Annotated in this window: 16 protein-coding genes and 4 pseudogenes; 17 read left to right on the top strand and 3 right to left on the bottom strand. The window is 69.7% G+C overall.

Annotated elements, in window-relative coordinates; translation table 11 throughout:
* Positions 1-530: 530 nt before the first annotated feature.
* Positions 531-3980 (top strand): hypothetical protein, encoded by a 3450-nt coding sequence (locus ACWDKQ_RS13010; RefSeq protein WP_450138950.1) that lies wholly within the window; start codon positions 531-533, stop codon positions 3978-3980.
* Between the two features lie 480 nt (positions 3981-4460).
* Complete coding sequence (locus ACWDKQ_RS13005; protein WP_450138949.1) at positions 4461-6488, top strand: primosomal protein N'; 2028 nt, start codon at positions 4461-4463, stop codon at positions 6486-6488.
* 3 nt (positions 6489-6491) lie between these two features.
* On the opposite strand, the gene ACWDKQ_RS13000 is transcribed toward ACWDKQ_RS13005, so the two are convergent.
* Positions 6492-6980 (bottom strand): GNAT family N-acetyltransferase, encoded by a 489-nt coding sequence (locus ACWDKQ_RS13000; protein WP_450138948.1) that lies wholly within the window; start codon positions 6978-6980, stop codon positions 6492-6494.
* A gap of 109 nt (positions 6981-7089) precedes the next feature.
* On the opposite strand from ACWDKQ_RS13000, the pseudogene ACWDKQ_RS12995 reads away from it, so the two are divergent.
* Positions 7090-7353 (top strand): annotated as a pseudogene (locus ACWDKQ_RS12995) (GNAT family N-acetyltransferase); the annotation flags it as partial.
* Here ACWDKQ_RS12995 and ACWDKQ_RS12990 read toward each other — a convergent pair.
* Positions 7341-8381 carry a polysaccharide deacetylase family protein gene (locus tag ACWDKQ_RS12990; RefSeq protein ID WP_450138947.1) on the bottom strand — a complete coding sequence of 347 codons (1041 nt, stop codon included), beginning with the start codon at positions 8379-8381 and terminating at the stop codon, positions 7341-7343. The pseudogene ACWDKQ_RS12995 and the gene ACWDKQ_RS12990 sit on opposite strands and share 13 nt — an antisense overlap.
* Before the next feature lie 185 nt (positions 8382-8566).
* On the opposite strand from ACWDKQ_RS12990, the gene ACWDKQ_RS12985 reads away from it, so the two are divergent.
* The 6 genes and pseudogenes from ACWDKQ_RS12985 to ACWDKQ_RS12960 form a co-directional block, all read left to right on the top strand.
* Positions 8567-10174 carry a putative glycoside hydrolase gene (locus tag ACWDKQ_RS12985; protein WP_450138946.1) on the top strand — a complete coding sequence of 536 codons (1608 nt, stop codon included), beginning with the start codon at positions 8567-8569 and terminating at the stop codon, positions 10172-10174.
* A 155-nt stretch (positions 10175-10329) separates the two neighbouring features.
* Positions 10330-12123, top strand: coding sequence for a gamma-glutamyltransferase (gene ggt, locus ACWDKQ_RS12980; RefSeq protein ID WP_450138945.1), 1794 nt, complete (start codon positions 10330-10332; stop codon positions 12121-12123).
* Positions 12124-12600: 477 nt separating this feature from the next.
* The gene (def, locus tag ACWDKQ_RS12975; protein ID WP_450138944.1) at positions 12601-13146 is read left to right on the top strand and encodes a peptide deformylase; all 546 of its coding nucleotides are present in this window, start codon (positions 12601-12603) and stop codon (positions 13144-13146) included.
* A 1-nt stretch (position 13147) separates the two neighbouring features.
* On the top strand, positions 13148-14080 hold the full coding sequence (fmt, locus tag ACWDKQ_RS12970; RefSeq protein ID WP_450138943.1) for a methionyl-tRNA formyltransferase: 933 nt from the start codon (positions 13148-13150) through the stop codon (positions 14078-14080).
* A complete protein-coding gene (locus tag ACWDKQ_RS12965; protein WP_450138942.1) occupies positions 14077-15489 on the top strand; it encodes an RsmB/NOP family class I SAM-dependent RNA methyltransferase in 1413 nt (470 codons plus the stop codon). The genes fmt and ACWDKQ_RS12965 overlap by 4 nt, the downstream gene beginning before the upstream one ends.
* 93 nt (positions 15490-15582) lie before the next feature.
* A pseudogene (locus tag ACWDKQ_RS12960) lies at positions 15583-15753 on the top strand (hypothetical protein); the annotation flags it as partial.
* Positions 15754-15848: 95 nt separating this feature from the next.
* Here ACWDKQ_RS12960 and ACWDKQ_RS12955 read toward each other — a convergent pair.
* Positions 15849-16094 (bottom strand): annotated as a pseudogene (locus ACWDKQ_RS12955) (gamma-glutamyltransferase); the annotation flags it as partial.
* 576 nt (positions 16095-16670) lie between these two features.
* Here ACWDKQ_RS12955 and ACWDKQ_RS12950 point away from each other — a divergent pair.
* The 8 genes and pseudogenes from ACWDKQ_RS12950 to rpe all read left to right on the top strand — a co-directional run bounded on the left by ACWDKQ_RS12950 (position 16671) and on the right by rpe (position 24657).
* Positions 16671-17981: an NAD(P)/FAD-dependent oxidoreductase gene (locus ACWDKQ_RS12950; RefSeq protein ID WP_450138941.1), complete on the top strand. Its 1311-nt coding sequence runs from the start codon at positions 16671-16673 to the stop codon at positions 17979-17981.
* Positions 17982-18047: 66 nt separating this feature from the next.
* A complete protein-coding gene (locus ACWDKQ_RS12945) occupies positions 18048-19268 on the top strand; it encodes a PucR family transcriptional regulator (RefSeq protein WP_450138940.1) in 1221 nt (406 codons plus the stop codon).
* A gap of 133 nt (positions 19269-19401) precedes the next feature.
* Positions 19402-20712 (top strand): MFS transporter, encoded by a 1311-nt coding sequence (locus ACWDKQ_RS12940; protein ID WP_450138939.1) that lies wholly within the window; start codon positions 19402-19404, stop codon positions 20710-20712.
* 288 nt (positions 20713-21000) lie between these two features.
* Entirely contained in the window at positions 21001-21210 is a 210-nt protein-coding gene (locus tag ACWDKQ_RS12935) for a hypothetical protein (protein ID WP_450138938.1), read from the top strand.
* Between the two features lie 259 nt (positions 21211-21469).
* Positions 21470-21755: pseudogene (locus ACWDKQ_RS12930) on the top strand (NF041680 family putative transposase); the annotation flags it as partial.
* 173 nt (positions 21756-21928) lie between these two features.
* Positions 21929-22336, top strand: coding sequence for an OsmC family protein (locus ACWDKQ_RS12925; protein ID WP_450138937.1), 408 nt, complete (start codon positions 21929-21931; stop codon positions 22334-22336).
* A gap of 106 nt (positions 22337-22442) precedes the next feature.
* The gene (locus ACWDKQ_RS12920; RefSeq protein ID WP_450138936.1) at positions 22443-23837 is read left to right on the top strand and encodes an amino acid permease; all 1395 of its coding nucleotides are present in this window, start codon (positions 22443-22445) and stop codon (positions 23835-23837) included.
* Between the two features lie 139 nt (positions 23838-23976).
* Positions 23977-24657, top strand: a complete 681-nt coding sequence (gene rpe / locus ACWDKQ_RS12915) for a ribulose-phosphate 3-epimerase (RefSeq protein ID WP_450138935.1) — start codon at positions 23977-23979, stop codon at positions 24655-24657.
* The last annotated feature ends 17 nt before the right edge of the window (positions 24658-24674 follow it).

Here is a 24674-nt window from a genome sequence, read left to right as displayed (position 1 = left end):
AGGCCACTGCGGGGTTGGAGGAATTGTCTGGCCCGGCAAGAGATTCCTTGTTGGATGCCGCATCCGAAAAATTGGGGGCGCCACTTAACGGCTCGCCGCAGGCTGTAAGAGTGATGGCCTATCACATGATGCGTGGGGCCGGGGACGGTGAGATCGCGCGGGTACGGGACAGGCTAGCCCGTATTGGGGAGGCCTTGACGGCTGTGAGTGCGGGCGCCGGGCCCGAGCCGGGGAGAGACCCGGGGCCGGGGCCGAACCCTGGCACGCCCACCGGCGATACGGATGCGGCGGATGCGGCCATCGATGACGCGGGGCGCGACGAATTCGATACCTTCATGAAGGAGGAACAGCCAGGGTTGCTGAAGCGGCTTGAGAGCTTGGGCGAAAAGGAGGAACCGTCCGGGAGCTCAATGCATGCCCCGGGGTCTGTTGTGGACGGTGATGCTGTCTCCACGGCCGCCTCCGGTGGGACGACGGTGACCCCGGAGGAGACACCGGCTGCTCAGACGGCATCTGCCCAGGCGAGGTCGGTGGCTGGGGAGGTACAGCCCGCGGCAACCACGCCCGGTGCCGGGGCGAGCACGGTACGGGATACCCGTGAGATACAGGTGGGGCAGTGGACGCAGGAGGAACTGAACCACGCGATCGATCAGGCGAAGAAGCTGGACTTCTCCAGCGGTGAAAAGGACGCGGCGGGGCAGATTGTGCAGCACACGCATGACGTGCGGGGGTTGGCTCGCGCGGATGCCGTTGTGCCGCTGGAGGATGTGGTGGCGCTGGTCGCGGCCAAGCGCCGCAACCTCGGCGATGATGAGGTGGTGGCGTTTTCCCGGGCGCTGGCCGACAGGCTGGGTACGCGGCGCAGCGAACCGATCATCCAGGCCGGGGCCGGGCCATCACCGCTGTCCGGTGTGGAGCCTGTCCCGGTGCCGTTTGGTGAGCTGAAGCCGCTGGTGGATGGGGGGTCTGAGCCGCATGGCAGCGAGGCGGAGTACGCGCGGGATGAGGATGTGGTGAATGACCGGAGTGTGGTGCTGAGCGAGGAGGATTTGGCGGGGGTTTCTGAGGCGGGGCGCGCGGCGCTGGAGGCTTTCGAGGAGGCGACCGACGTGGCCGCGCGGCCGAGGCTGGTTGGGGTGGATGGTCACGCCGAGGTTGATGGTCACCATGTGGTGGCGTTCCTGCGGATGCTGGACTGGTGGGGTGTTGTGGACCATGCGGTGGTGGTGAAGAAGCGGAAAACGACGTGGAAAACCCTGCAGGGGAACAGTCGGGAGTTGGTGGAGGAGGGCACCGACGTCTGGTATGTGATGGGCCAGTACGCGCCAGGGGAGCCGGATAGCGCCACGCGGCCCGAGGACTTGTTGGACCCGCTGACCCAGAGGCCGCTGGGGATGTCGCTGGTGCCGGCGCATCTGGATCCGGGCGGGGAATTGCCGGGTATCTGGATGGAGAACATCGGGGAGTCGGCGGAGTTCTTCGTGCATGTGGTGGACCCGGCTGGTGTCAGGGTGGACTACGGGCCGGCGGATCAGAGGCTGTGGCGTCGTGGCCGCGAAGCCGAATGGGAGGGGTTGTTCGCGGTCTTGCAGGGTAAGGGGCCCGCGGAGTTGATGAGTATGGTCAACCCGGGGGTGCGCCGGGACCAGTATCTGGCTCAGGCGTTGGGGGTGGATGAGACCACGGCGCAGGTGTGGCGGATGTGGTCCCACCTGCCCGAAGAATGGCATGCCGAGGCGTTGCGCCGGGCGATCACCGGGTCGGTGGTCAGCACTTACGGCGGGCGAGCGGAGGTCAAGACACTGGTCGAGACACTGGTACCGGCCGGTGCGCGGTATCAGGAGCGGTTGCGCGCTCTGGGCGAGCTCATGATGCCCCAAACCGATCGCCGCCCTCAGCTGGAGGAGTGGGTCGAGGAACGGGATGCCCCCAGCGCGGCCGAGTACCGCGACGAGCTGCAGCGCAAGGTGGACGAGCTCGGTGGCCTGGACCAGGTGGTGGAGAGCGGGCCCGACCTCCAGGTGGAAGTGCGCGACCTGGGCGGTCCGGCAGCGCAGCGTGCCGGGATGCGAGGCAGGCGGCCCAGTCCGCGGGATCTGAAGGTGCTGCACGAGCTGGCGCATGCCCTGGACGGTCGTGAGTTTGACTACCTCACGCGCTTCTTCGGCCCGGACTACGCAGTCTCCTGGGCGGCGGGCGTTTCTCCGGGAGACGTGGAGGAGTGGCGTCTTAGCCGTGGCAGCGGTCGTGCGGTGGTGCGTGGGATTGTGCTGGATGCGATTGTCGCGGCGTTCGGGGGGCCGGAAGGGGCGGTCGCGGTGGCTAACCGATTGCGGGCGCTGGGCACCGAGATGGGCCTGCAGATGGCCAAGCGGGGGGAGCTGGACCCCCGGGAGGGCGTGCAGGTGGCCTCGGGAAGGCGGCCGGAGGGGCCATCTACCGCCGCGCGGGAAGTTTTCGGTTTGCCGACCACGCAGGAGTGGTGGGGGTGGACTCTGGGCGACGTGGTGGACTACGTCGCCGGAGATGCTGTTCCCGCCGAAGTCCCGGACGGGGAATTGGTGCGCCACCTCGGCACGGCCCGAGCGGCCGGGGTGACCAGGGTTGACGAGTGGTTGGCTCGGGCGTGGCTTGGCGGCAGCCTACAGCCTTACCCGCACCAACTGCGGTTGATGCGCGAGGCTGCCCGGCTTTCGGGCTCGGAGCTGGTGCGTTACCTCGGCCCGGGCCGGGCGCTCGAGGTGACCGAGACCGACTGGTTTCCTAGAACCGAGTCGGAGGTATGGAAGTGGCTGGCGGGCGTCACCGGGCTCCCTGTGGGGGAGGAGTCTGGGAAGCTGCGCCTGGCTGTTCTGCGGGCTATCCGGGATGGGCTTCTCCCGCCAGCGCCGTTCAGGCTGGTGTGGAGCGAGAACGGGATACGGGAGGCTGAGCGCCGCCTCGCGTGGGCCGATGCCGCAAAGGGAGACGAGTTCCCCTCCGGCGCACGGTCACAGTGGGGGACGGTGAACGCCCAAGGTTTGAGTCTGCGGCCCGAATATCAAGAGGTCATCGATGGGCTGGGGAAGTCGTTGAGGGCTTCGGTCAACTACATCGTTGTTCAGGTCCTGCTCGGTAATGAGGACGCGAAGGCGATGGTGGAGGGCTCGGGGATCGTGATTCCCGACCCGGGTCCTGGCGCGGTCAGGGGGTTGCTGGAGCAGATCGCCGATGGCCTCCGCGCCGCGAAGGGTCTGCTGCACGCTGGTGTGTTGCGGCGGGTGGTGGGAGGTGCGGCGAGTGAACGGTTCCAGGCCGCCACCGGGGGTGTTGTCCCGCAGCTTCGGCTGACCGGTGGCCCCGATGCGGTGCGGGAGTTCATGCAGCGGACAGCGGCCGGGGATGTTCATTTCCTGGTGCTGAGGGTGCCGCCGGCGGCCTCGCAGGGTGCTCCGCGGGCGGTGTATGTGAACGGCAACGACGTGAGTGCGTTCCTGGCCTCTGGTGGCTTTTTCGAAGACGGGTCGGCGCATTATTTCCTGGACGCCGTCCAGGGTGATGACAGACGGGTCGACCCCGAGTCGGCGTTGTCGTCGAAGGTGTTGGCGGGCGCGGGCGATGACGTGGCCTGGTGGGCTCAGCACGGCGAATTGGGTGGGCCGGAGCAGGTGGCGTGGCTGGATGGCCGGTTGCCGCGGGTGGCGGAGTTGCTTGATTTGCCGGAGGCCGAGCGGCGGGGGCGGCTCGGTAACCTCGCCGGGATCGCGGAGGTGGCCGAGTTGGCGGGCCGGATGCAGCGGCATCTGGAAGCGATGCCGCCGGGGTTCGATCCGGACGGTAAGCGTCAACGGAACGTCGAAGCTGCGAAACGCATGGTGCGGCAGGGAGCCTGGACCGCAGAGGATCTGCAGTGGGTCGAGGACAGGTTGCCCGGGATGCGGAAGGTCGAGAAGGCCTGGCGTGGCCTGGCATCCCGGACTGGCCGAACAAACAACGATTAGCTCTGTACGCCCTGGTAGGGTGCTCGGGTCTTGATGTTGGTTCCGCTGTCGTCGGTGTGGACCAGATGATCGGCCGTGATCGCTTCCGGTGGGTATGTCCGCCGTCAGTGATCGTGTGGACGGGCGGAGCTGCGCGTGTCGACGAGGTCTTTCTCCGACGAGGAGATCGAGCGGCTGCGGTCGTCGCTGGGCGAGCTGGGCAGGAATAAGCCGTTCCGCTACTTCATGCTCGGATCGGACGATCGGGCGGGCTGAGCCGGTCGGCACGCGGGGTCGGGACCGCCTGAGCCTTGTGGCGCAGTTGTGTGCGCTGCCCCCGGGCCCGATGACGCCCCCGACCAGCAGCTAATCAGACGCGCGGCCCCGCCTACGCCCGGGCGGCCCGCACCACCGATGTCCGGCCGAGGGCCTGACGCCCGGCGAGTCCGTTCTGACGTGCTGTTGACGGCCGGGTCCGGGTGCTCTGGTAGAGAAGAGGGCATGGCAGGTGCACAACCCCACCAGCGGAAGGGGGCGACGGCAGAGCGGACCGCGGCGGCGACCCGACCGGTGGCCCGCGTGCTGGTCGACGTCCCGCTGCCGGTGCACCTGGACCGCCCGTTCGACTACCTGGTGCCCGACCGGCTGGACGCCGAGGCGGTGCCGGGCTGCCGGTTACGGGTGCGCTTCCGGGGCAAGCTGGTCGACGGCTACCTGCTGGAGCGCAACGAGACCACGGACTTCCAGGGCACCCTGTCGTGGGTCGAGCGGATTGCCTCCCCGGAACCGGTGCTGACCCCGCAGCTGCTGGAGTTGGCCCGCGCGGTGGCCACCCGCTACGGCGGGATGCTCGCCGACGTGGTGCGCCTGGCGATCCCGCCCCGGCACGCCGCGGCGGAGAAATCCGCCCCCCGCGAACCCGGACCACCGCCGCCCAGGCCCGCGACCGAAGCCTGGGCCCGCTACCAGCACGGAACGTCCTTTTTGGACGCCGTGTACGCGGGGCGATCGGCCAGGGCGGTCTGGCAGGCGCTACCCGGTGAGGACTGGCCCACACGCCTGGCCGAAGCCGCCGCCACCGCCGCGTCGGCTGGACGCGGCGCGCTGATCGTCGTACCCGACCATCGAGACCTGCAACGACTACAAGACGCCTGCACGGCGCTCCTCGGCGAGGAAGGTGTCGTCGCCCTAGTCGCTGATCTCGCCCCGTCGATGCGCTACCGCCGCTGGCTGGCCGTGTTGCGCGGGGCGGTGCGCGTCGTGATCGGAACCCGCGCGGCGATGTTCGCCCCGGTCCACGACCTGGGCTTCGCGGCGGTCTGGGACGACGGCGACGACCTGCACAGCTACCCGCAGGTGCCCTACCCGCACACCCGCGACGTGCTGACCCAACGCGCGCACGCGGCGGGAGCGGCGCTGATCGTCGGAGCATTCGCCCGAACCGCCGAAGCGGCACTGCTGGCCGAATCCGGTTGGGCAAACGAACTGGTCGCACACCGCACGGAAGTGCGGGCAGCGGCGCCGCGGGTGACCGCGATCGGCGAAGACGACACCCAACTTGCCCGCGACCCGGCGGCGCGCGCAGCGCGGCTACCGTCGGTGGCTTTCGAAGCGGCGCGAGCCGCGCTAGGCGCGGGAGCGCCGGTGTTGGTGCAGGTGCCGCGGCGCGGCTACGTGCCGGCGCTCGCGTGCGGCGACTGCCGCGAGCGAGCGAGGTGCCGCCGGTGCGCGGGTCCGCTGGGGCTGCCGGGAGGCAGCGAAGGCGGAGCGCCGAAGCCCGCGGCGTGCAGTTGGTGCGGAGCCGCGGAAGCGGCGTTCAAGTGCGCCTCCTGCGGCTCGCGGCGGCTGCGCGCCGTAGCGGTCGGCGCCAGCCGCACCGCGGAGGAGCTCGGGCGAGCGTTCAGCAACGTGTCGGTGCGGACTTCGGGCGCGGGCGAGATCTTGGCAAAGGTGCCGGCCAAGCCGGCGCTGATCGTGTGCACCCCAGGCGCCGAGCCGGTCGCCGAAGGCGGCTACGGCGCGGCGCTGCTGCTGGACGGCCGGACCCTGCTGGGCCGCCCCGAGCTCCGTGCGGCCGAGACGGCGCTGCGGCTGTGGTTCGCGGCGGCAGCGCTGGTCCGGCCCGCCCGCGATGGTGGGCGGGTGGTGGTCATGGCCGATTCGTCGCTGCAACCGGTGCAAGCACTGGTGCGCTGGGACCCGGCGTGGTTCGCATCCCTGGAACTCGCCGAGCGCACGGAGCTCGGCTTCCCGCCGGCCCGCCGCGTCGCCGCGGTGGACGGCACGCCGGAGGCGATCGAGGCATTGCTGGACTCGGCGGACCTGCCTGCGACCGCTGAAGTCCTCGGCCCGGTGCCGCTGGGCGAGGTCGACGAGGACGGCAGCTCGGAGCGGGAACGCCTGATCGTCCGCGTCGACCGGTCCGAAGGCCGAGCCCTGGCGGGCTCCCTCCACGCGGCCCAAGCGGTCCGAGCGGCCCGGAAGGCCGCAGAACTCCAAGTCCGCCTGGATCCCCTGGAAATGCTGTAGGCCTCAAGGTGCGACTACCGGCTTGCGAAAGAAGACGCGGTGGTAGCCGTCCTGTTCGGCGCGTCCCGTTTCCGCGTAGCCGTGGCGCGGGTAGTAGGCGAGGTTCTCCGCCATGACTTCGTTGGTGTAGAGCCGGATTTCGGTCATCCGCTGCCTGGCCGCCTCCCGGTCGGCCAGCGCCAGCAGGTCGCGCCCGAGGCCCCGGCCTTGGGCGTCGGGATGGACCGCGACGTTCTCCAGCAGCATCACGTCGCCTTCCGGCACGAGCACCAGGATCCCCACGATCCGATCTTCGTCCTCGGCGACCCAGACCTGGTGATTGCGCACGGCAGCCGAGTAGTCGGCGGTCATCGGAGCCGGAGGCCGGTCCGTGCGCTCGGCGTAGAGCGAATAGTACCGGCGCGCAAGATCCTCCAGCGCGGCGACGTCCGTCGCACGAGCCTCCCGCAAGTCGACCATGCCTTCATCGTCAGCGACCCGCCCCGACCGCACAACCCTCGGCTCGGGAAGTGGGCCGCCATAGAGAAGGCCACCGGCCGTTCGGTGGCATCTTCGGCCCGAGGACCCGGAGCTGGGTTAGCGGTTCCACTACTGCGCGTGGGGCGAGGGCTACGCCAGCGAGGGCTACGCCAGCGAGGGCTCGTTCGCGTTGCTGGGCAAGGCGTTCACCGATCTCGGGGTGCAGCGGGTGTTCGCACAGGCGGTGACCGTCAACCCGGGGTCCTGGCGGGTGATGGAGAAGGTCGGGCTGCGCTACGTGCGGACGTTCTTCAACGACTGGCCGGGCGGTCCGATCGAAGATGCCGAGCGGGGCGACGTCGAATACGCGGCGACCCGAGAGGAGTGGCTGGCTCAGTACTCGTAGAGCAGCGGGCCGACCGCGGCCGACGGCGCGGTCTTCCGGTCGGCAGGAGCGGAGATCCGGTTCGGGTCGCCGTCCGAGGTGTAGCGGCGGCCCGGGTCGGCGGCGAGCTTGTCCAGCCACGCCGCAGAGCCGTACTGTGCGTCCTGGCCGGTCAGGCGCTGTGAGCGGATCCGGGGCACGTTGGCCGGGTCGAAGTCCGCCGACCACGGTGACGGCGCGGGATTGGAGCCGACCAGCATGACGCTGTCGTGGTGGTAGTCGACCCCGTCGGCCGAGCCGTCCGCCGCCAACCGCTTGTTCTTCGGGTGCACGCCCAGCGGCAGCGCGATCGACCGGACCTGCACGCCCGGCACGGCATCGGTGATGAACCGCTGCATCCCGGCGATCTGGTGCCGCACCTCGGCATCCGAGGTGCGGCCGAGGTTGGCGTGGTCGAGCGTGTGGTTGCCGATCTCGAAGCCGTGCTCGTGCAGCCAGGCCAGGGTTCGCTTGCCGGTGGGTTCTTCGAACGGCGGATCGTTGACGTAACAGGTCGCCACCGGGCGGAAACCGGGGTGCGCGGCGGCGACGTCGAGCAGGATGCTGATGCCGGTGCCCGCCGCCGGCTCGCCCGCACCGTCCAATGTGAACTGGCTGATCGAGCCGTCGTCGAAGGTGAGCACCACCGGGTGCTTGCCGGCCGGGACGTCGAACCGGCCGGTGGCGTATTCGGTGGCGGTCACCGGCACGTAGTCCTCGGCGGCCAGTCGTTCCAGTTCCGCGCGGAAATCCTCCGGCGTGCGTTCGTAAACGCTGTTCGCGGTGGGGGTGATCCGGTGGTACATGAGGACCGGGACGTCGCCGAGCTCGTTGGCGTGCACCGATTCCGGTGCCGGCAGCGGGGGTGGAGCGGGCGGTGGCACTGTCGGTGGCGCGGGCCGTTGGACGACCGCGTTGGGTTGTGCCGGGCCGGTTTCGCCGCTGCAACCTGCGCAGACCGCGAGCAGGACCGCCGCCGTCGCCACGACGCCGACGCGAACTTTGCGCATTGCTGACCGCATCCCTCCCAACGTAGGAGATTGACTGCCTGCTGTGGATACTCCAAGTGGTCATTGATCTTCCGCGCTTTGGCTGCGAAGCTGGAACTGTCGGTCATCGCGGCCGGCCGCAACTTGATCGAGCACGAATTTCGTGCAGCCGCGCGAGTTCGCCTGAAGTCGGGGAGGCGAAAGCGATGACGGACGCTGGTTCCAGCACGGCCCGCGCCAAGTCGGTGTCGGTGCTGGCCGACATGCCCAAATCTGTTGTGGTCGTGGTGGGCAGCCTGGTGGTGCTGCTCCTCGGCTTCCTGCTGCTGAGATCCATGTCCACGGAGGACGTTGAAATTGCAGGGTTGCCGGACCATCCGATCGCGCCGGCTGAGGTGGGTTCGATCCAGATCCGGGCCGGAAGCACCAATGACGTGCGCGTGCTGCTCGACGGCCGGGAAGTCCCGACGGTCGACCAGCAAGGCGCACGAGCGGTGAAGGCTGCGGGGGTGCCGGACGGGCCGCACGAAATGCGCGTCGTGGTGCCCCGCAGCCCGTCCTGGTTCGGTTCGGTCACCATCACCCGGATGTTCACAGTGGACAGCGTGCCACCTGCGCTGCAGGTCGATGACTCGCTGCGGCCGGACAGGTCGAACAAGCCGGTTACGGTCACCGGAACCGTGCAGGACGCCACCCGGGTGGAGGTGGCCGGCAAACCCGTGGTGCCCAATGTGCAGGGCGTGTTCAGCGCGGTCGTCGACCGGCTGGACCGGGAGGTCCAGGTGGTCGCGACCGATGCGGCGGGCAACCGGGCCGAGCGGACCATGACCGTCCACATCAGACACCCCGGGATGCGCGCCGTGCACCTGACCGGACTGGCCTGGACCAGCGGCTCGCTGCGCGAACCCGTCCTGGAAATGGCCCGGCAGGGCAAGATCGACACCATCGAGCTGGACCTCAAGGACGAGAGCGGCGAGGTTGTCTACGACTCCGCGGTGCCGATGGCGCACCAGATCGGCGCGGTCAAGGGCTACTACAACGCGAGGCAGGTCCTCGACCAACTGCACGGCATGGGCGTGCGGGTGGTCGGTCGGCTGGTCGCCTTCAAAGACCCGGTGCTGGGCGCGGCGTCCTGGAACGGCGGGCACCCGGAGCGGGTCGTGCAGACCGCCGCCGGGCAGCCCTGGACCAGTGGTGCCTACGGCAGTTACGCGTTCACCAACTTCTCCGACCCCGTGGTCGTCCGGTACAACATCGACATCGCAGCCGAGGCCGCCGCGCTGGGCTTCGACGACGTCCTCTACGACTACGTGCGGCGGCCCGACGGGCACATCGAGCAGATGCGCATCCCGGGCCTGACCACCACGCCGGAGGCCGCGATCGCCGACTTCCTGCGGCAGACCCAGGCCGAGGTGCGGTCGCGGGGCGCGCTGCTGGGCGCGTCGGTGTTCGGCATCTCGGTGGACCGGCCGACCGAGATCGCCCAGGACATCCGGCAGATCTCGCGGTACGTGGACTACATCTCGCCGATGGTGTACCCGTCGCACTGGGCCCCGGGAGAGTTCGGCGTCGGAAACCCCAACTCCCAGCCCTACGACATCGTGGTCCGTTCGCTGGCGGCGTTCGCCAAGGCGGTCGAGGGCACGGACGTGCAGATCATCCCGTGGCTGCAAGACTTCAGCCTCGGCGTCAGCTACGGCCCGGGCGAGGTGGCGGCGCAGATCAACGCGGCGCGGGCCAACGGCATGAACTCGTTCCTGCTGTGGGCCCCGAACTGCCGCTACCACGACGCAGCCCTCGGCCCGGCGGGCTGATCGCCGGAGAACGGCGGTTCGCCGGTGCTCGCCCCACCGGCGCCGCAAGTTTCTCGCGAAATCGACCTTCAGCACGGCAAAGCTTGTCATGGCGCTGTTGTGCCGTGGGCGCAGACTGGGCAGAGTATGCGGCGTTGTCGATGTTGGAGGTGGCGATGCCTACGATGCCCGTTCGGCTCACCCTGGGCGTGATAACGTCGTTGGCCTTTGTCGCGCCCATGGCGCAGGCGACTCCGGGCGGGCCACCTGCGCCGCCCAAACAGGCCGAGGCGACCGGCTTCGGCGGCGCCGTGTCCAGCGTTGACCCGTACGCGACGCAGGCCGGGATCGATGTGCTCCGGCGCGGCGGCACCGCCACCGACGCTGCTGTCGCGGTCGCCGCGGCCTTGGGCGTCACCGAGCCCTACTCGGCCGGCGTCGGCGGTGGCGGCTTCTTCGTGCACTACGACGCCAAGACCGGCGCGGTCGAGACGATCGACGGGCGGGAGACCGCGCCCGCCGCCGCCCGCGAGGACATGTTCGTGGAGAACGGCAAGCCGATCCCGTTCGACCAGGCGGTCACCAGCGGGCTCGGCGTCGGCGTGCCCGGCACCCCGATGACCTGGCAGGCGGCGCTGGACCGCTGGGGCACCAAGGACCTCGCCGAGGTGCTGCGCCCAGCCGAGCAGCTGGCCCACAGGGGCTTCGTCGTCGATGAGACGTTCCGCCAGCAGACCGCGGAGAACCAGGCGCGCTTCAGCGCCTTCCCGGCGACCCGCGACCTGTTCCTGCCGGGCGGGAGGCTCCCCGAGGTCGGCAGCGTGCTGCGCAACCCCGACCTCGCCCGCACCTACCGGGCCCTGGCCACCCAAGGCATCCGCGCGCTGTACAACGGCGAGATCGGCGCCGACGTGGTCAAGGCGGTGAACCAGCCGCCGGTCGACCCGGCCGCGAACCGCCAGGTGCGTCCCGGTGGAATGACGGTCGACGACCTGAGCGACTACCGGACCAACGAGCAGGCGCCGACCCACGTGACCTACCGCGGGCTCGACGTCTACGGCATGGCCCCGGTCAGCTCGGGCGGCACGACCGTCGGCGAAGCCCTGAAGATCCTGGAGCGCACCGACCTCGCTGGCGCCGACAAGACCGCGTACCTGCATCGGTTCCTGGAGTCGAGCAAGATCGGCTTCGCCGACCGCAACCGCTGGGTGGGCGACCCGGAGTTCAACGACGTGCCCACCGACGAACTGCTCAGCGAGGAGTTCGCGGCCTCCCGCGCCTGCCTGATCAGCGACGACGCCGTGCTGCCGGCCCCGGTCGCGGCCGGTGATCCGCGCTACCCGCAGGGCTGCCAGGTGCGCACCTCCGGCGGCGTCGAGCCGTACGAGGGGCCGAACACGACGCACCTGACCGTGGCCGATGCACAGGGCAACATGGTGGCCTACACGCTGACCATCGAGCAGACCGGCGGTAGCGGGATCGTGGTGCCCGGTCGTGGCTTCCTGCTGAACAACGAGCTGACCGACTTCAACTTCACCTCTGTCACCCCCGGCCAGCCGGACCCGAACCTGCCCGGTCCGGGCAAGCGTCCGCGCAGCTCGATGAGCCCGACGATCGTGTTGCAGGACGGCAAGCCGCTGCTGGCGGCGGGCAGCCCGGGCGGCGCGACGATCATCACCACGGTCCTGCAGGTGCTCACCGGCCGACTGGACCGCGGGCTGTCGCTGGTGGACGCCATCGCGCAGCCCCGCGCTTCGCAGCGCAACGCCGCGCAGACCGATGCGGAGCCGGGATTCCTGGCTCAGCCGGAGGCGGAGAAGCTGAAGGCCATCGGCCACCAGTTCAAGCCGACCGGCGAGATCGGCTCGGCGACGGGCGTCGAACGGCTGCCCGACGGCCGCTGGGTCGCGGCGGCCGAGCGCGAACGCCACGGCGGCGGTGCGGCGGCCGTGGTGGTCCCGACCCGCTGAGGCGGCGAGTCAACCGGCAGCAATCCGTGAGCACTTTTGGGTGCTAAAGCAAGTGGGTTTGATTTCGATCATGGAACAGAGGGAAACAGCAGGTCAGGCCGGGCGGGGTCTGACGCTTGATTCGTGGGCCATCGTGGAAGCCGGGGACGGAGGAGCTCATGGAGATCAGCATCCAGTTCGGGGATAACCGGTGACCACTTCTGCTTGAGCCTGTCCCGCACGACTGTTCGCAACGACTCGTTGACGCGGATCTTCTCCGCCTTGGGCCGCTTACGGCGAAGCGAGGGCCCGATTGCCCCACCAGGGCTGATTGGTGCCATCAGGCTTGCTGTTGCGGTTTGACCAGCGAAAACCGGTGTGCGACGGCGGGCGGCGCGGCGCCGTTGCGGCGGAACTCCCACGCGGGCGACCTGGACCGGGCGACGACTAGACTCGTCGGGTCGCCAATCCTCGTCGTCGACATCCCAGGGAGTTCAAGTGACCGTCCAGCCGATCAGACTCTTCGGCGACCCCGTGTTGCGCACCAAGGCCGATGAGGTGGTCGACTTCGACAAGGAGCTGCGCACCCTCGTCCAGGACCTGTGGGACACCATGCAGGACCAGGGCGGCGCCGGGCTGGCCGCGCCGCAGCTGGGCGTCGGCCTGCGGGTCTTCACCTACCACTGCGACGGGTTCGCCGGCCACCTGGTCAACCCCACGTGGACGGCGGTCGACGACGAGGAGCAGTTCGGCCAGGAGGGCTGCCTGTCCATTCCCGGCATGTACTGGGACTGCCTGCGCGCCAAGCACGTGGTGGCCCGCGGCTGGAACATGCACGGCGAACCGGTCGAGGTCGAGGGCACCGACCTGCTCGCCCGGTGCATCCAGCACGAAACCGACCACCTGGACGGCGTGCTGTTCGTCGACCGGCTCGACGAGCAGACCCGCAAGGCCGCGCTGCGCGAGATCCGCCAGACCGCGTGGTTCGACGGCAACGCGCCGGTGATCAAGGAAAGCCCGCACCCGCTGTTCGGGGGTCGCTGACATGCGCGTGGTCTTCGCCGGCACGCCCGCTCCCGCGGTCCCCGCGCTGCGGGCACTGCTGGATTCCGACCGGCACGAGGTCGCCGCGGTGATCACCCGGCCGGACGCTCCGGCCGGGCGTGGCCGCAAGCTGGTGCGTTCCCCCGTAGGGGCCCTCGCCGACGAGCACGGCATCGAGGTGCTCACCCCCGCCCGCGCCTCCGACCCGGACTTCCTGCAGCGGCTGGAGGAGCTGGCCCCGGACTGCTGCCCGGTGGTCGCCTACGGCGCGCTGCTGCGGGAGAAGGCGCTGGCCATCCCGAAGTTCGGCTGGGTGAACCTACATTTCTCGCTTCTGCCCGCGTGGCGCGGCGCCGCCCCGGTGCAGGCGGCTATCAAGCACGGCGACGAGATCACCGGGGCCAGCACCTTCCGGCTGGTGCCCCAGCTGGACGCCGGGCCGGTTTACGGCGTGGTGACCGAGCAGCTGCGCGCCACCGACACCGCCGGTGAGCTGCTGGACCGGCTCGCGGTCTCCGGTGCAGGCCTGCTGGCCGCCACCCTGGACGGCATCGAGGACGGCACGCTGCGCGCCGAGGAACAGTCCAACGACGGCGTCAGCTACGCGCCGAAGGTGACCGTCGAAGACGCCAAGGTCGACTTCGCGGCCCCGGCCGCCGCGGTGGACCGGCTGATCCGGTCGGTCACCCCAGACCCCGGCGCCTGGGCGCTGCTGCGCGACGAGCGGTTCAAGCTCGGCCCGGTGTCCATCGTGGCCGACGCGGAGGACGGGCTGGCCCCCGGCGAGATCCGGGTGGAGCGGCGGCGCGTGCTGGTCGGCACCGGGACGTCGGCGGTCGCGCTGGGCGAGGTGCAGGCGGCCGGGAAGAAACGGATGGCCGCCACCGACTGGGCACGTGGAACCCGCATCGAGCAAGGAGAACGGCTCAAGTGAACGATCGCCGCCGTCGGCCGTCCCGGCCGGCAAAGGCCCGCCCGCCGCAGCGCAAGTCCACCCCGGCCCGGCCGGCGGATATCGACCCGGCGCGCCTCGCCGCTGTGGAGACCCTGCGGGCGGTGCGGGAGCGCGACGCCTACGCCAACCTGGCGCTGCCGCCGCTGCTCAGGCAACGACGCATCACCGGCCGGGACGCCGCGCTGGCAACCGAGCTGACCTACGGCGCCTGCCGGGCGCAGGGCCTGCTGGACGCCGTCATCGACGAGTGCAGCAACCGGCCGCTGGCCGAGCTGGACCCGAAGATGCTCGATGCCCTGCGGCTCGGGGTCTACCAGCTGCTGCGCACCCGGATCCCGGCGCACGCCGCCGTCGCATCCACTGTGGACCTCGTGCGGTTCGAGAACGGCTCCAAGCTGGCCGGTTTCGCCAACGCCGTGATGCGCCGCGCCGCCGAGTCCGACGAGCAGAGCTGGGTCGACAAGCTCGCCCCGGCGCGCGCCGAGGACCCGGTCGGCCACCTCGCGATGCGGTACGCGCACCCGCGGTGGATCGCGCAGGCCTTCGCGGATCCGCTCGGCGTCGACGAGTTGGAGGCGGCGCTGGCCGCCGACGACGCCCGGCCGGCGGTGCACTTGACCGCGCGCCCTGGCGAGATCAGCGCCGACGAGCTCGCCGCGATCACCGGCGGCGACCCCGCGCCGTACTCGCCGTACGGGGTGCGGCTGGAGGCGGGCGCTGGCGACCCCGGCGACCTGGAGCCGGTGCAGGAGGGCTTCGCCTCGGTTCAGGACGAAGGCAGCCAGCTGGTGGCGCTCGCGTTGACCCGGCCAGAGGTCGAGGGCTCGGACCTGCGCTGGCTGGACCTGTGCGCCGGGCCAGGCGGCAAGGCGAACCTGCTCGGTTCGCTGGTCACCCTCGACGGCGGCTCGCTCGACGCCGTCGAGCAGGCGCCGCACCGCGCTGAACTGGTGCGCAAGGCCACCGAAGGTCTGTCGGTGTCGGTGCACGTGGCCGACGGCCGCGACCCCGGCCTGGAGCCCGGCTTCGACCGCGTGCTGGTGGACGCTCCGTGCACCGGGCTGGGAGCGCTGCGGCGCCGACCGGAGGCGCGGTGGCGGCGGCAGCCGTCGGACGTCGGCGACCTGACGAAGTTGCAGCGCGAGCTGCTGCTGTCGGCGATCAAGCTGACCCGCCCGGGCGGCGTGGTGGCTTACGTCGTGTGCTCGCCGCACCTGCCGGAGACCGAGGGCGTGGTGTCCGACGTCGTGCGCCGCATCGGGGTCGAGCAGCTGGATGCGCGCCAGTACTTCCCGGACGTGCCGGACCTGGGCGACGGGCCGGGCGTGCAGCTCTGGCCGCACCGCCACGGGACCGACGCGATGTTCTGCGCCCTGCTGCGGGTGTGACGATGATGTGGGGCTGGTTGGAGCGAACGGCCCGTTCGCTCCAATGGAGCGAGTGAACAGGCCGTTCGCTGCATCCCCCTCGGGACCTTGGTGATGAAGGGCGAGCAACCTCCGAAGTGGACTACTGACGTTGGTTGGCCGTTGCGGTCGACGAGGCGAAGGTGGGGCTCGCCGAGGGCAATTCCCATCGGTGCCGCGCTGATCGGCGCTGACGGGCAGGTGCTTGGGAGCGTCCACAACCGACGGGTGCAGGACGACGACCCGTCGGTGCACGGCGAGACGGCGGCCTTCCGCAATGCCGGGCGGCAGCGCCGCACGACCGTGGAACCCTTGTGCTCCCAACGGTGCCCTGAGGACCACCGCTGCGGGATCGCCGTCAGGTTCTCCAGTTCCACGCCCCAGCCGAGCTCGTTGCCGTGCGCCACGAAGTCCGGCGCCCACTTGCCGGTCAGGAAGTGGTCCGGGCCTTCGGCCGCGAGGAGGCGCATCGTCTCGGCCAGCTCCGGCGACGCCCACCGATCGCCGACCTGCGGCAGGTGCCCATTCGGCGTGAAGTGCTTGCGGCCGGACTCGGTGTAGAGGAAGAAGTCGACGGTCTGCGCCATCACGAGGTGCTCGAACGACGTCATTTCGTGGCCTTCTTCGGCCCAGTGGACCGCGGACTCGCGCAGCCGGGCCTAGGCGAGGGCCGCGAAACGCTCGTAGAGCGTCGGGGAATGGGCGTCCGCGGCGCGAACAGGGTGTCCAAAGTGGACTTCTCCGGTGCCGGTAGTAGCCGGCGGACGTCGTCAGGGAGGCGAAGGCGAAGGCGTATTCGTCGTCGAGGCCTTCGGGGTACAACGCCATCAACGGGAACGGCAGCTCGACCACCGCTTTGCGCCCGGGCAGCGGCACGTTCCCGGGTCAGCTCGCCGTCGAGCATGAAGATCCGGACCTGGCTGTAGGTGTCGTCCAGCCGAGGACGTCGTCCATGACGGTCGCTCCTGTGAGCCACATGCCGTACTCCCGTCCGTGCATGGGGACTCCGACCACTCTCGGCCTCGACCGCCCCTGGGTCCATGAACATCCGTTGAGCGGTTCGCGCCCGGATCGCGACAGGTGTCGGGCGACGGTGGGCTCCGAGCCCAGCACACTGGACCGATCCCCGTGGGGACGCGGGAAGTACGGGAAGGACGAAGACGATGAGCTCGGAAGTCAGCGCGGACGTCGTGGTGGTCGGCGCCGGCGTGATCGGATCGGCGATCGCGCTCGAACTGGCCAGGGCGGCACGCCGAGTCGTGGTGGTGGATCGCGCGAGCGGGGCCGGGCAGGGCTCGACGAGCGCGTCGAGTGCCGTGGTGCGGTACAACTTCTCCACCCTCTCGGGCGTGGCCGCCGCCTGGGAGTCGCACTTCTGCTGGTCGGCGTGGGCCGATCACCTCGGCCACGAAGTCGGCGACCTGGCCCGGTTCGAACGCAGCGGCCTGGTCATGCTCGACGTGGCGGCCGCCCCGAGGGCCGGCTGGCTGCCGCTATTCGACGAGGTCGGCGTGCCCTACGAGGAGTGGGATAGCGCCACCCTCGCCGACCGCATCCCCGGCATCGACCCGGGCCGGTTCTGGCCGCCCAAGCGCATCGACGACGACGCCTTCTGGACTGACCCCACGGATGCCCTCGGCGGCGTCTACACCCCCGACGCCGGATACATCACCGATCCGCAGCTCGCGGCGCAGAACTTGGCGGCGGCAGCCACGCGGGAAGGCGCGCGGTTCAGGTTTCGGACCACGGTGTCCGGGGTGGAGGCCGACGGTGGCCGGGTGAGCGCCGTACTGCTCGCCGACAGCACGAAGATCTCCGCGCCGGTCGTGGTGAACGCCGCGGGACCGTGGTCGGGCAAGCTCAACGCCCTGGCCGGGGTCGGGTCGGATTTCACGGTCGGCGTGCGGCCCCTGCGGCAGGAAGTCGCCCACGTGCTCGCGCCCGAGGGATACCACCCGGCTGGCGGCGTGGGTCCTTCGGTGGCGGACATGGACCTGGGGACCTACTTCCGCGGCGAGGTCGGCGGCGGCCTGCTCGTCGGCGGCACCGAGCCGGAATGTGACCCGTTGCACTGGCTCGACGACCCCGACGACGCCGGTCTGCACCCGACCATGGCAGTGTTCGAAGCCCAGGTCACGCGGGCGGCGCGCCGGCTGCCCGGGCTGCGGGTGCCGAACCGGGCACGCGGTGTCGTCGGCGTGTACGATGCCGCCGACGACTGGACGCCGATCTACGACCGTACCGAGCTGCCGGGCTTCTACGTCGCGATGGGCACCAGCGGCAACCAGTTCAAGAACGCCCCGGTCGTCGGCCGGCTCATGGCGACGCTGATCGACCAGGTCGAGTCGGGCGCCGACCACGACACCGATCCGGTCCGGTACACGGGTGTCCACACGGGTTTGAAGATCGACCTTGGGGTGTTCTCCCGCAAACGGGAACGCAACACGGGCAGCTCAGGCACGGTGATGGGCTGAGCGGCACGGACTACCGTGGACGACAGCCGGTGAGTGCCGCCGGCTGCCGCCGAGTGGAGGTGTGCCGTGTCCGACCGCGATCTTCAGTCCATCGTGGACGAACTCGCCGAGCGCCTGCAGCGTTCGGTCGCGATCGACGACCCCGCCATCCGCCTTCTCGCGGCGAGCCGCCACTTCGGGGACGAGGACGCCCTTCGCGTCAGCTCGGTCCTCAACCGGTCGGTAGAACCGAAGATCGTCGATCACATTCTCGCCCAGGGCATCAGCCGCTGGGTCGCGCCCGGCGTCGTCGACGTCGAGGGAGCGATGCCGCGGCTGTGCGCGCCGGTGCGCTGCAACGGCATGCTGCTCGGGTACCTGTGGCTGATCGACAAGGACGGCACGTTCAGCGATCACGAGATGGCGGCCGCCGATGAGGCAGCCGCCACCGCCGGCGCGATGCTGCTGCGCCGGCTGCTGCTCCACGAGCGCTCGAAGGCCAGGCAGGAAGGCATCCTGCGCGAGCTCGTCTCCGGCGACCTCGCGGTGCGCGCGCAGGCGATCGAAGACCTGCGCGCCGAACAGCTCTTCGGTGACGAGAGCACCCACTTCACCGTGCTCGCCGTGCAATGCCCGGCCTCGCACGCCACCGCCGCGCCGCAGGAGGTCGCGTTCGAGGCGGCGGTCGAAGACGGCGTCCGCGCGGTCGCCGACGACGTCGCGCTGATGGCGGCGAACCGGTCCCGCGCCTGGATCCTGCTCATCCAGCGGGTTCCGCCCTCCCGCAGCCTGGTCGAGTCGGTCGCCGAGCGGATCACCGCCCGGTTCCGGCGGCTCAGCGACGAGAACGCCCAGCCGGTCTTCGGGCTCGGCGGCACCGTCACGACCCTCGGCGACGTCGTCACGTCCTACCAGCAGGCGCTGCTGGCCGCTCGCGCGGCCCTTCTGCTGCCCAGCATCGGCGAACTCGCCCGCTGGGGCGAACTGGGTCCCTACGAGCTCCTGTTGAAGCTCCCGGCCGAAGACCTCCTCAACGCGGCACCGGTGCCGGCGCTCGCGGCGGTGGAGCAGGAGGACACCCACAACGTGCTGATCGCCACGCTGACCGACTTCTTCGATCACGGCGGGAACATCCAGCGCACGGCCGACTCGATGCGCGTCCACCGCGCCACCTTGTACCAGCGTCTCAAGCGGATCGAGCAGATCACCGGGTGCAGCCTGGACTCCGGCGACGACCGGCTCATGCTGCACCTCGGGCTCAAGCTGAGGGTCATCGCCGCGGCGTACCGCGACCACCTGGGCCGCTGAGCCCCGGCACGGCCCGCGAGCGACGAACGTCGTCCGGGAGGCGGTCCGAACGCGACATCCAGCGCTGGTCCGGGACCGCGCCGCCGCCGCACACTCGGACGACTCTGCCGAGCACCACCTCCGAGGAGGTCCGATGGGCCAGCCAACGCCAGTGATGTCGTCCGACCAAGCTCGACCCGCGAAGGTACAACGCCGTGTCTTGTTCGCCTCGTCGTTGGGGAACTTCGTGGAGTGGTTCGACTTCACGTTGTACGGGTACGCCGCCAGCGTCATCGCCCTGACGTTCTTCCCGCCGGGGAACCAGACCGCTGCCCTCCTCGGCACGTTCGCCGTCTACGGCGTCGCCTTCATCGCCCGGCCGCTCGGCGCGGTGGTGTTCGGCCGGATCGGGGATCGTCGAGGCCGGCGCAGCTCGCTCAGCTTGTCGATCATCCTCATGGGAGCGGCGACCGCGGTCATGGGCATCCTGCCGGGCTGGTCGTCCGTGGGGGCCCTCGCCCCCGTTCTGCTGCTCGGTTGCCGCCTGGTGCAAGGCTTCTCCGCCGGCGGGGAGTACACGGGAGCGTTGACGTTCACCGTCGAGCACGCGCCCGACAACCGTCGTGCCTTGTACATGGGCCTGGTCGTGTCGTCCACGATGCTCGGTCCCGTGGGAGCAACCGGTGTCGCGCTGGTCTTCCGGTCCGCGTTCGGCGACCGGTTCGCGGTCGACGGCTGGCGGTGGATGTTCGTCCTCGCCGGGGTTGTCGCGCTCGTTGGCCTGGTCATGCGCATGCGGGTCGACGAAAGCCCGGTCTTCGAGGAGATGCGCGAGCGGGCGGCGAAGGTCCCGACCCGTCCCTTCCGCGAGCTGCTGCGCGGTCATTGGCGGACGCTGCTGGTGCTGTTCGTCTACTACGCCGTGCTTGGCCTGCTGGTCCACATGTTCCTCGGCTACTTGCCCACCTACTTGAGCAAAGCGATCGGGATGCCGACCGGGACGGTGCTCGCGCTGACGACGGTGGCGAACCTGGTGTTCTTACCGGTCGCGCTGACGCTCAGCGTCCTCGCCGACCGCCACGGCCGCCGGATCCAGGTCCGTCTCGGCGCGATCGCGGCGGTCGTGCTCATCGTGCCCGCCTACCTCTTGATCGGCACCGGCAGCCTGGCCGCCGTGGTGACGGCGCTCCTGGTGTTCGTCTTCGCCGTTTGCCTGCTCCAGATGGGCGCGCTGTCGGTGCTCGAGCTGTATCCGACGAGTGTCCGGTTCAGCGGGATGGCCTTGCCGTACAACTTGGCGTACGCCGTCTTCGGAGGTACCGCACCGCTGGTGAGCGAACTGCTGGTCACCGGGACCGGAGCCTTGATCGCGCCAGCGATCTACGCCAGCGTCGTCGCGCTGATCGCGTTGCCGGTCCTGCTGAAAGGCATCCCGGAGACGAAGGGCGCGAGCCTGCGCACCTGACACCGTGACACCGACCGACCGACCTGTCGCTGAAAACTGGGACGACACTGAGCGTGGAGTGATGTTGATCGCGGCCAGCGTGTCGAGAGATCATCCCCGCCGGAATCTTGTTGTGTGTGCAACTGCGATATCGGCGGGGGTGATCGCCGCCCATGCTTTCCGTCCACTCTGGCCGATGAGGTGTGGGCCGTCCTGGAACCGTTGATGCCGGTACGGGACCGCCGAAAGGGCGGTATGGCAAGGAAGTAAGACGATCGCCTGGGGTTCCAGGTGCTGCCACGTAGGTGGGTGGCCGAACGAAACCTTTGGGCGGCTGATCGCAACCGTCGCCTCGCCCGAGACTACGAACGCCTGACCGCGAACTCCGAAACCGTGATCAAACTCGCGGTGATCCTTCTCATGGCCACCCGGCTCGCCGGCCAGAGCGTCAAGTGGTCCAACGCCACCGAACGCGAAGCCGCCCGCCGACTCGCCGCCGAAACCAACATCGCGGCGTAACCACCCAGTTGCCCAACAGTCTCTGAGTTTGCTGTTTAACCAGGTAGCAGCGTGGTGGGGCCCCGTTGATCACGGGTTCTACGAGTCTACTGCGACGATTTCGTCCTCATGGTGGCGGGCGACCGACACCATGCCGAGGCCCCTGCGCGAAGAGGTGTCGGCCGTGCTCGCACCCCTGGGGCTACGGCTGACACCGGAGAAGACCCAGGTGGTCCAGATCGACGAGGGCTTCACATTGGGAGCCCGGTCCGACTCAACCCTGGACGCCCACACGCAACCACGCCTCGCCCGGCCCATCGCTGAAGACCGTCGGCGGCCCTGGGAAAGACCGGTCACCGAGGCCCGTCGGCTGACGCCCGCCCGCGTCCGGGGGGCGCAGCCTCCACGCGAAGACCGGTTCCCCGGCAGCCGCACCGAAACCCTCCCGACCCGGTCCCGGACGCCCAACCGGCTCCCGCAACACCCGCCGCGCCACCCGTCACAACGTCGGCAAGACCATCAAACGCGACCCCACCCTCGAACAACACCAAAGCCACAAAGGTTGAACAACAAGCTAAGACCACACCTCGGTATGGCAGGGTCGATGAAGTAGAAAAGCTTCACAGTCGCGGCATAGTCGTCTCGGAATTCCCCGTCTTCGCGCAGGGGGAGCACGTCAACGTCGACGGTTGCGCACCGAGGCTGGACCGGCAACTACAACCAACGTCAGGTGGTACGAATGTCTTCCACTCCAGTCGAAGTGACCCGGACCGGTCAGCACACCTTCACTGCTACCAACCCGCGCGGCGGCGAGGTGACGATCGGCCGCGAGGACGCTCCAGACGCCTTCACCCCCGGCGAGCTGCTGCTCGCCGCCATCGCCGCATGCTCCGCTGTCACCAGCGAGAACCTGCTGGTCCGGCGGCTCGGCGAGGACGCGAAGGTGACGGTGCACGCCGACCGGACCAAGGTCGCGGAGGACAAGCACAAGTTCGCATCCGTCCAGGTCAGCTTCGATGTCGATCTCAGCGGGGTCGAGGACCACGGCAAGCTCGTCGACGCCGTGCAGCGCGCCATCGAGAAGTACTGCACCGTCAGTCGCTCGGTCGAGGAGGGCACCCCGATCGAGCTGTCGCTCCCGCGCTGATCGCACTGCGACTGTGCAAAGGGGCGATCCCAGGACCGGGATCGCGTCGTAAGGTGCTCGTCGCGCACCGACACATGGGGCGCGACGAGTGGGAGGCACAGGACAAGTGGCACAGGAGACCGCACCGGCACGGCAGACCGGGTTGCGCAGAGAACTCTCTGGACGCCAGGTCGGCATGATCGCCATCGGCGGCGCCATAGGCACCGGGCTGTTCCTCGGCTCCGGCCTGGCGATCTCGATCGCCGGACCGGCAGTGATCATCGCCTACGCGGCGGCCGCGTTCGCCGCGCTCACGCTGGCCTACGCGCTGGCCGAGATGATCGTGGTGCACCCCGACGCCGGAGGGTTCGGGGCGGTCATCCAGCGCTACCTCGGCGGGCTCGCGGGTTTCGCGTCCCGCTGGATCTACTGGGCCTCGCAGGTGGTCAACATCGGCAGCGAGGTCATCGCGGCGGGGCTCTACCTGCAGTTCTGGTACCCGCAGCTGCCGCTCTGGATACCGGTGGTCGGCTTCTCGGTGCTGATGCTGGCGATCAACGTCGCAGCGGTGCGCTTCTTCGGCGAGTTCGAGTACTGGTTCGCCATGATCAAGGTCGTCACGATCGTGGTGTTCGTCGTGCTCGGCGTCGTCTACATCGTCTTCGGCCTGCCCGGCCAGCAGCCCGTCGGCGTCGGCGCGCTGACTGAGCACGGCGGGTTCCTGCCCAACGGCATCGGCGCGGTGTGGCTGGCGCTGACCGTCGTCACGTTCTCGTACCTGGGCACCGAGGCGGTCTCGATGACCGCGGCCGAATCCCGAAACCCCGGCCGGGACGTGCCGCGGGCGGCACGCCGGATGGTGCTTCGGCTGGGGCTGTTCTACGTGCTCGGAATGCTGGTGGTCGTCTCGATCCTGCCGTGGAACGAGACCTCCTCCTCAGGCGAGATCACGGAGAGTCCGTTTGTGCGGCTGTTCAGCCTGGTGGGCATTCCTGCCGCGGCCGGGATCATGAACTTCGTGGTGCTCACCGCGGCGCTGTCGGCGATGAACACGAACCTGTACATCACCGCGCGGATGACCCACTCCCTCGCCCTGGACGGTTACGCGCCGAAGTGGTTCGCGAAGGTCAGCGCGAACGGGGTGCCGCGCCGCGCTCTGGTGCTTTCCGCGGTCGGGTTGGCGCTGGCCGCGTCGCTCTCGGTGTTCGCCGAGGAAACCGCGTTCCCGATGCTGCTGGGTCTGGCGCTGTTCGGCGCTCTCGTGGTGTGGTTGATGATCTTCGCCAGCCAGCTGGTGTTCCGGCGTCGGCGGGCCCTGGAGGGCCTGCCGCCCTCGCCGGTGCAGCTGCCGGGGGCGCCGGTGACCACTGTGCTGGCGATGCTGTTCATCGCGGCCGTGGTGCTGACCACACCGTTCACCGAGCAGTTCAACACCGCCTGGAAGGCGGGCGTGCCCTTCCTGTTGATCCTCTGCGCGGCGTACTACATCATCCGCCGCCGGACCCCCACGGGAACCGTGTGAGCGAGGGGCGCCCGCGCCCCGATTGCTCGGTCGCGGGTGCCCCTCACCCTTGGACCGATCGGGTGAGCAGCGGAGCGCTAGGGCGCTCCGGGAAGCGCGAGACCTCGGATTTACACTCGCGCATGTGTCGAACCAGCCGATGATCGCGCCCTCCATCCTTTCCGCCGATTTCTCCCGCCTCGCCGATGAGATGGCTGCCGTGAACGGCGCCCCCGGCCGGCGCGCCGACTGGCTGCACGTGGACGTGATGGACGCGCACTTCGTGCCGAACCTGACCCTGGGTCTGCCGGTGGTCGAGTCGCTGCTGAAGGCGACCGACATCCCGATCGACTGCCACCTGATGATCGAGGACCCGGACCGCTGGGCCATCGGCTACGCGGAGGCTGGCGCCCACAACGTCACGGTGCACGTGGAAGCCGCCAAGGACCCGATCGCCATCGCCAAAGACCTGCGCGCCGCCGGCGCGAAGGCAGGCCTGTCGATCAAGCCGAATACGCCGCTGGACCCGTACGTCGAGGTGCTCAAGCACTACGACACGCTGCTGGTGATGTCAGTGGAGCCGGGTTTCGGCGGCCAGAAGTTCATGGCCGAGGTGCTGGACAAGGCCCGCAAGGCGCGCGAGCTGGTCGACACCGGCCACCTCAAATTGCTGGTGGAGATCGACGGCGGCATCAACGCCGACACCATCGAGCAGGCGGCGGAGGCCGGGGTGGACTGCTTCGTGGCGGGCTCGGCGGTGTACAACGCCGACGACCCGGCCAAGGCAGTCGAGGCGCTGCGCGCCAAGGCCGCCCCGAACTTCGCGCACGCGCGTCAATGACCACGTTCCCCCGCAAT

The organism is Saccharopolyspora sp. NPDC000995 (assembly GCF_053599315.1).
Note: the sequence above shows the minus strand (reverse complement) of the source record. Positions and strands in the feature narration are given on the sequence as shown.

Bases quoted from the DNA above. Each gene is read 5' to 3' on its own strand.
- ACWDKQ_RS12985 (WP_450138946.1), top strand. From the start codon at position 8,567: ATGACGGACGCTGGTTCCAGCACGGCCCGCGCCAAGTCGGTGTCGGTG.
- ACWDKQ_RS12940 (WP_450138939.1), top strand. From the start codon at position 19,402: ATGGGCCAGCCAACGCCAGTGATGTCGTCCGACCAAGCTCGACCCGCG.
- fmt (WP_450138943.1), top strand. From the start codon at position 13,148: ATGCGCGTGGTCTTCGCCGGCACGCCCGCTCCCGCGGTCCCCGCGCTG.
- rpe (WP_450138935.1), top strand. From the start codon at position 23,977: ATGATCGCGCCCTCCATCCTTTCCGCCGATTTCTCCCGCCTCGCCGAT.
- ACWDKQ_RS13005 (WP_450138949.1), top strand. From the start codon at position 4,461: ATGGCAGGTGCACAACCCCACCAGCGGAAGGGGGCGACGGCAGAGCGG.
- ACWDKQ_RS12950 (WP_450138941.1), top strand. From the start codon at position 16,671: ATGAGCTCGGAAGTCAGCGCGGACGTCGTGGTGGTCGGCGCCGGCGTG.
- ACWDKQ_RS12925 (WP_450138937.1), top strand. From the start codon at position 21,929: ATGTCTTCCACTCCAGTCGAAGTGACCCGGACCGGTCAGCACACCTTC.
- ggt (WP_450138945.1), top strand. From the start codon at position 10,330: ATGCCTACGATGCCCGTTCGGCTCACCCTGGGCGTGATAACGTCGTTG.
- ACWDKQ_RS12990 (WP_450138947.1), bottom strand. From the start codon at position 8,381: ATGCGCAAAGTTCGCGTCGGCGTCGTGGCGACGGCGGCGGTCCTGCTC.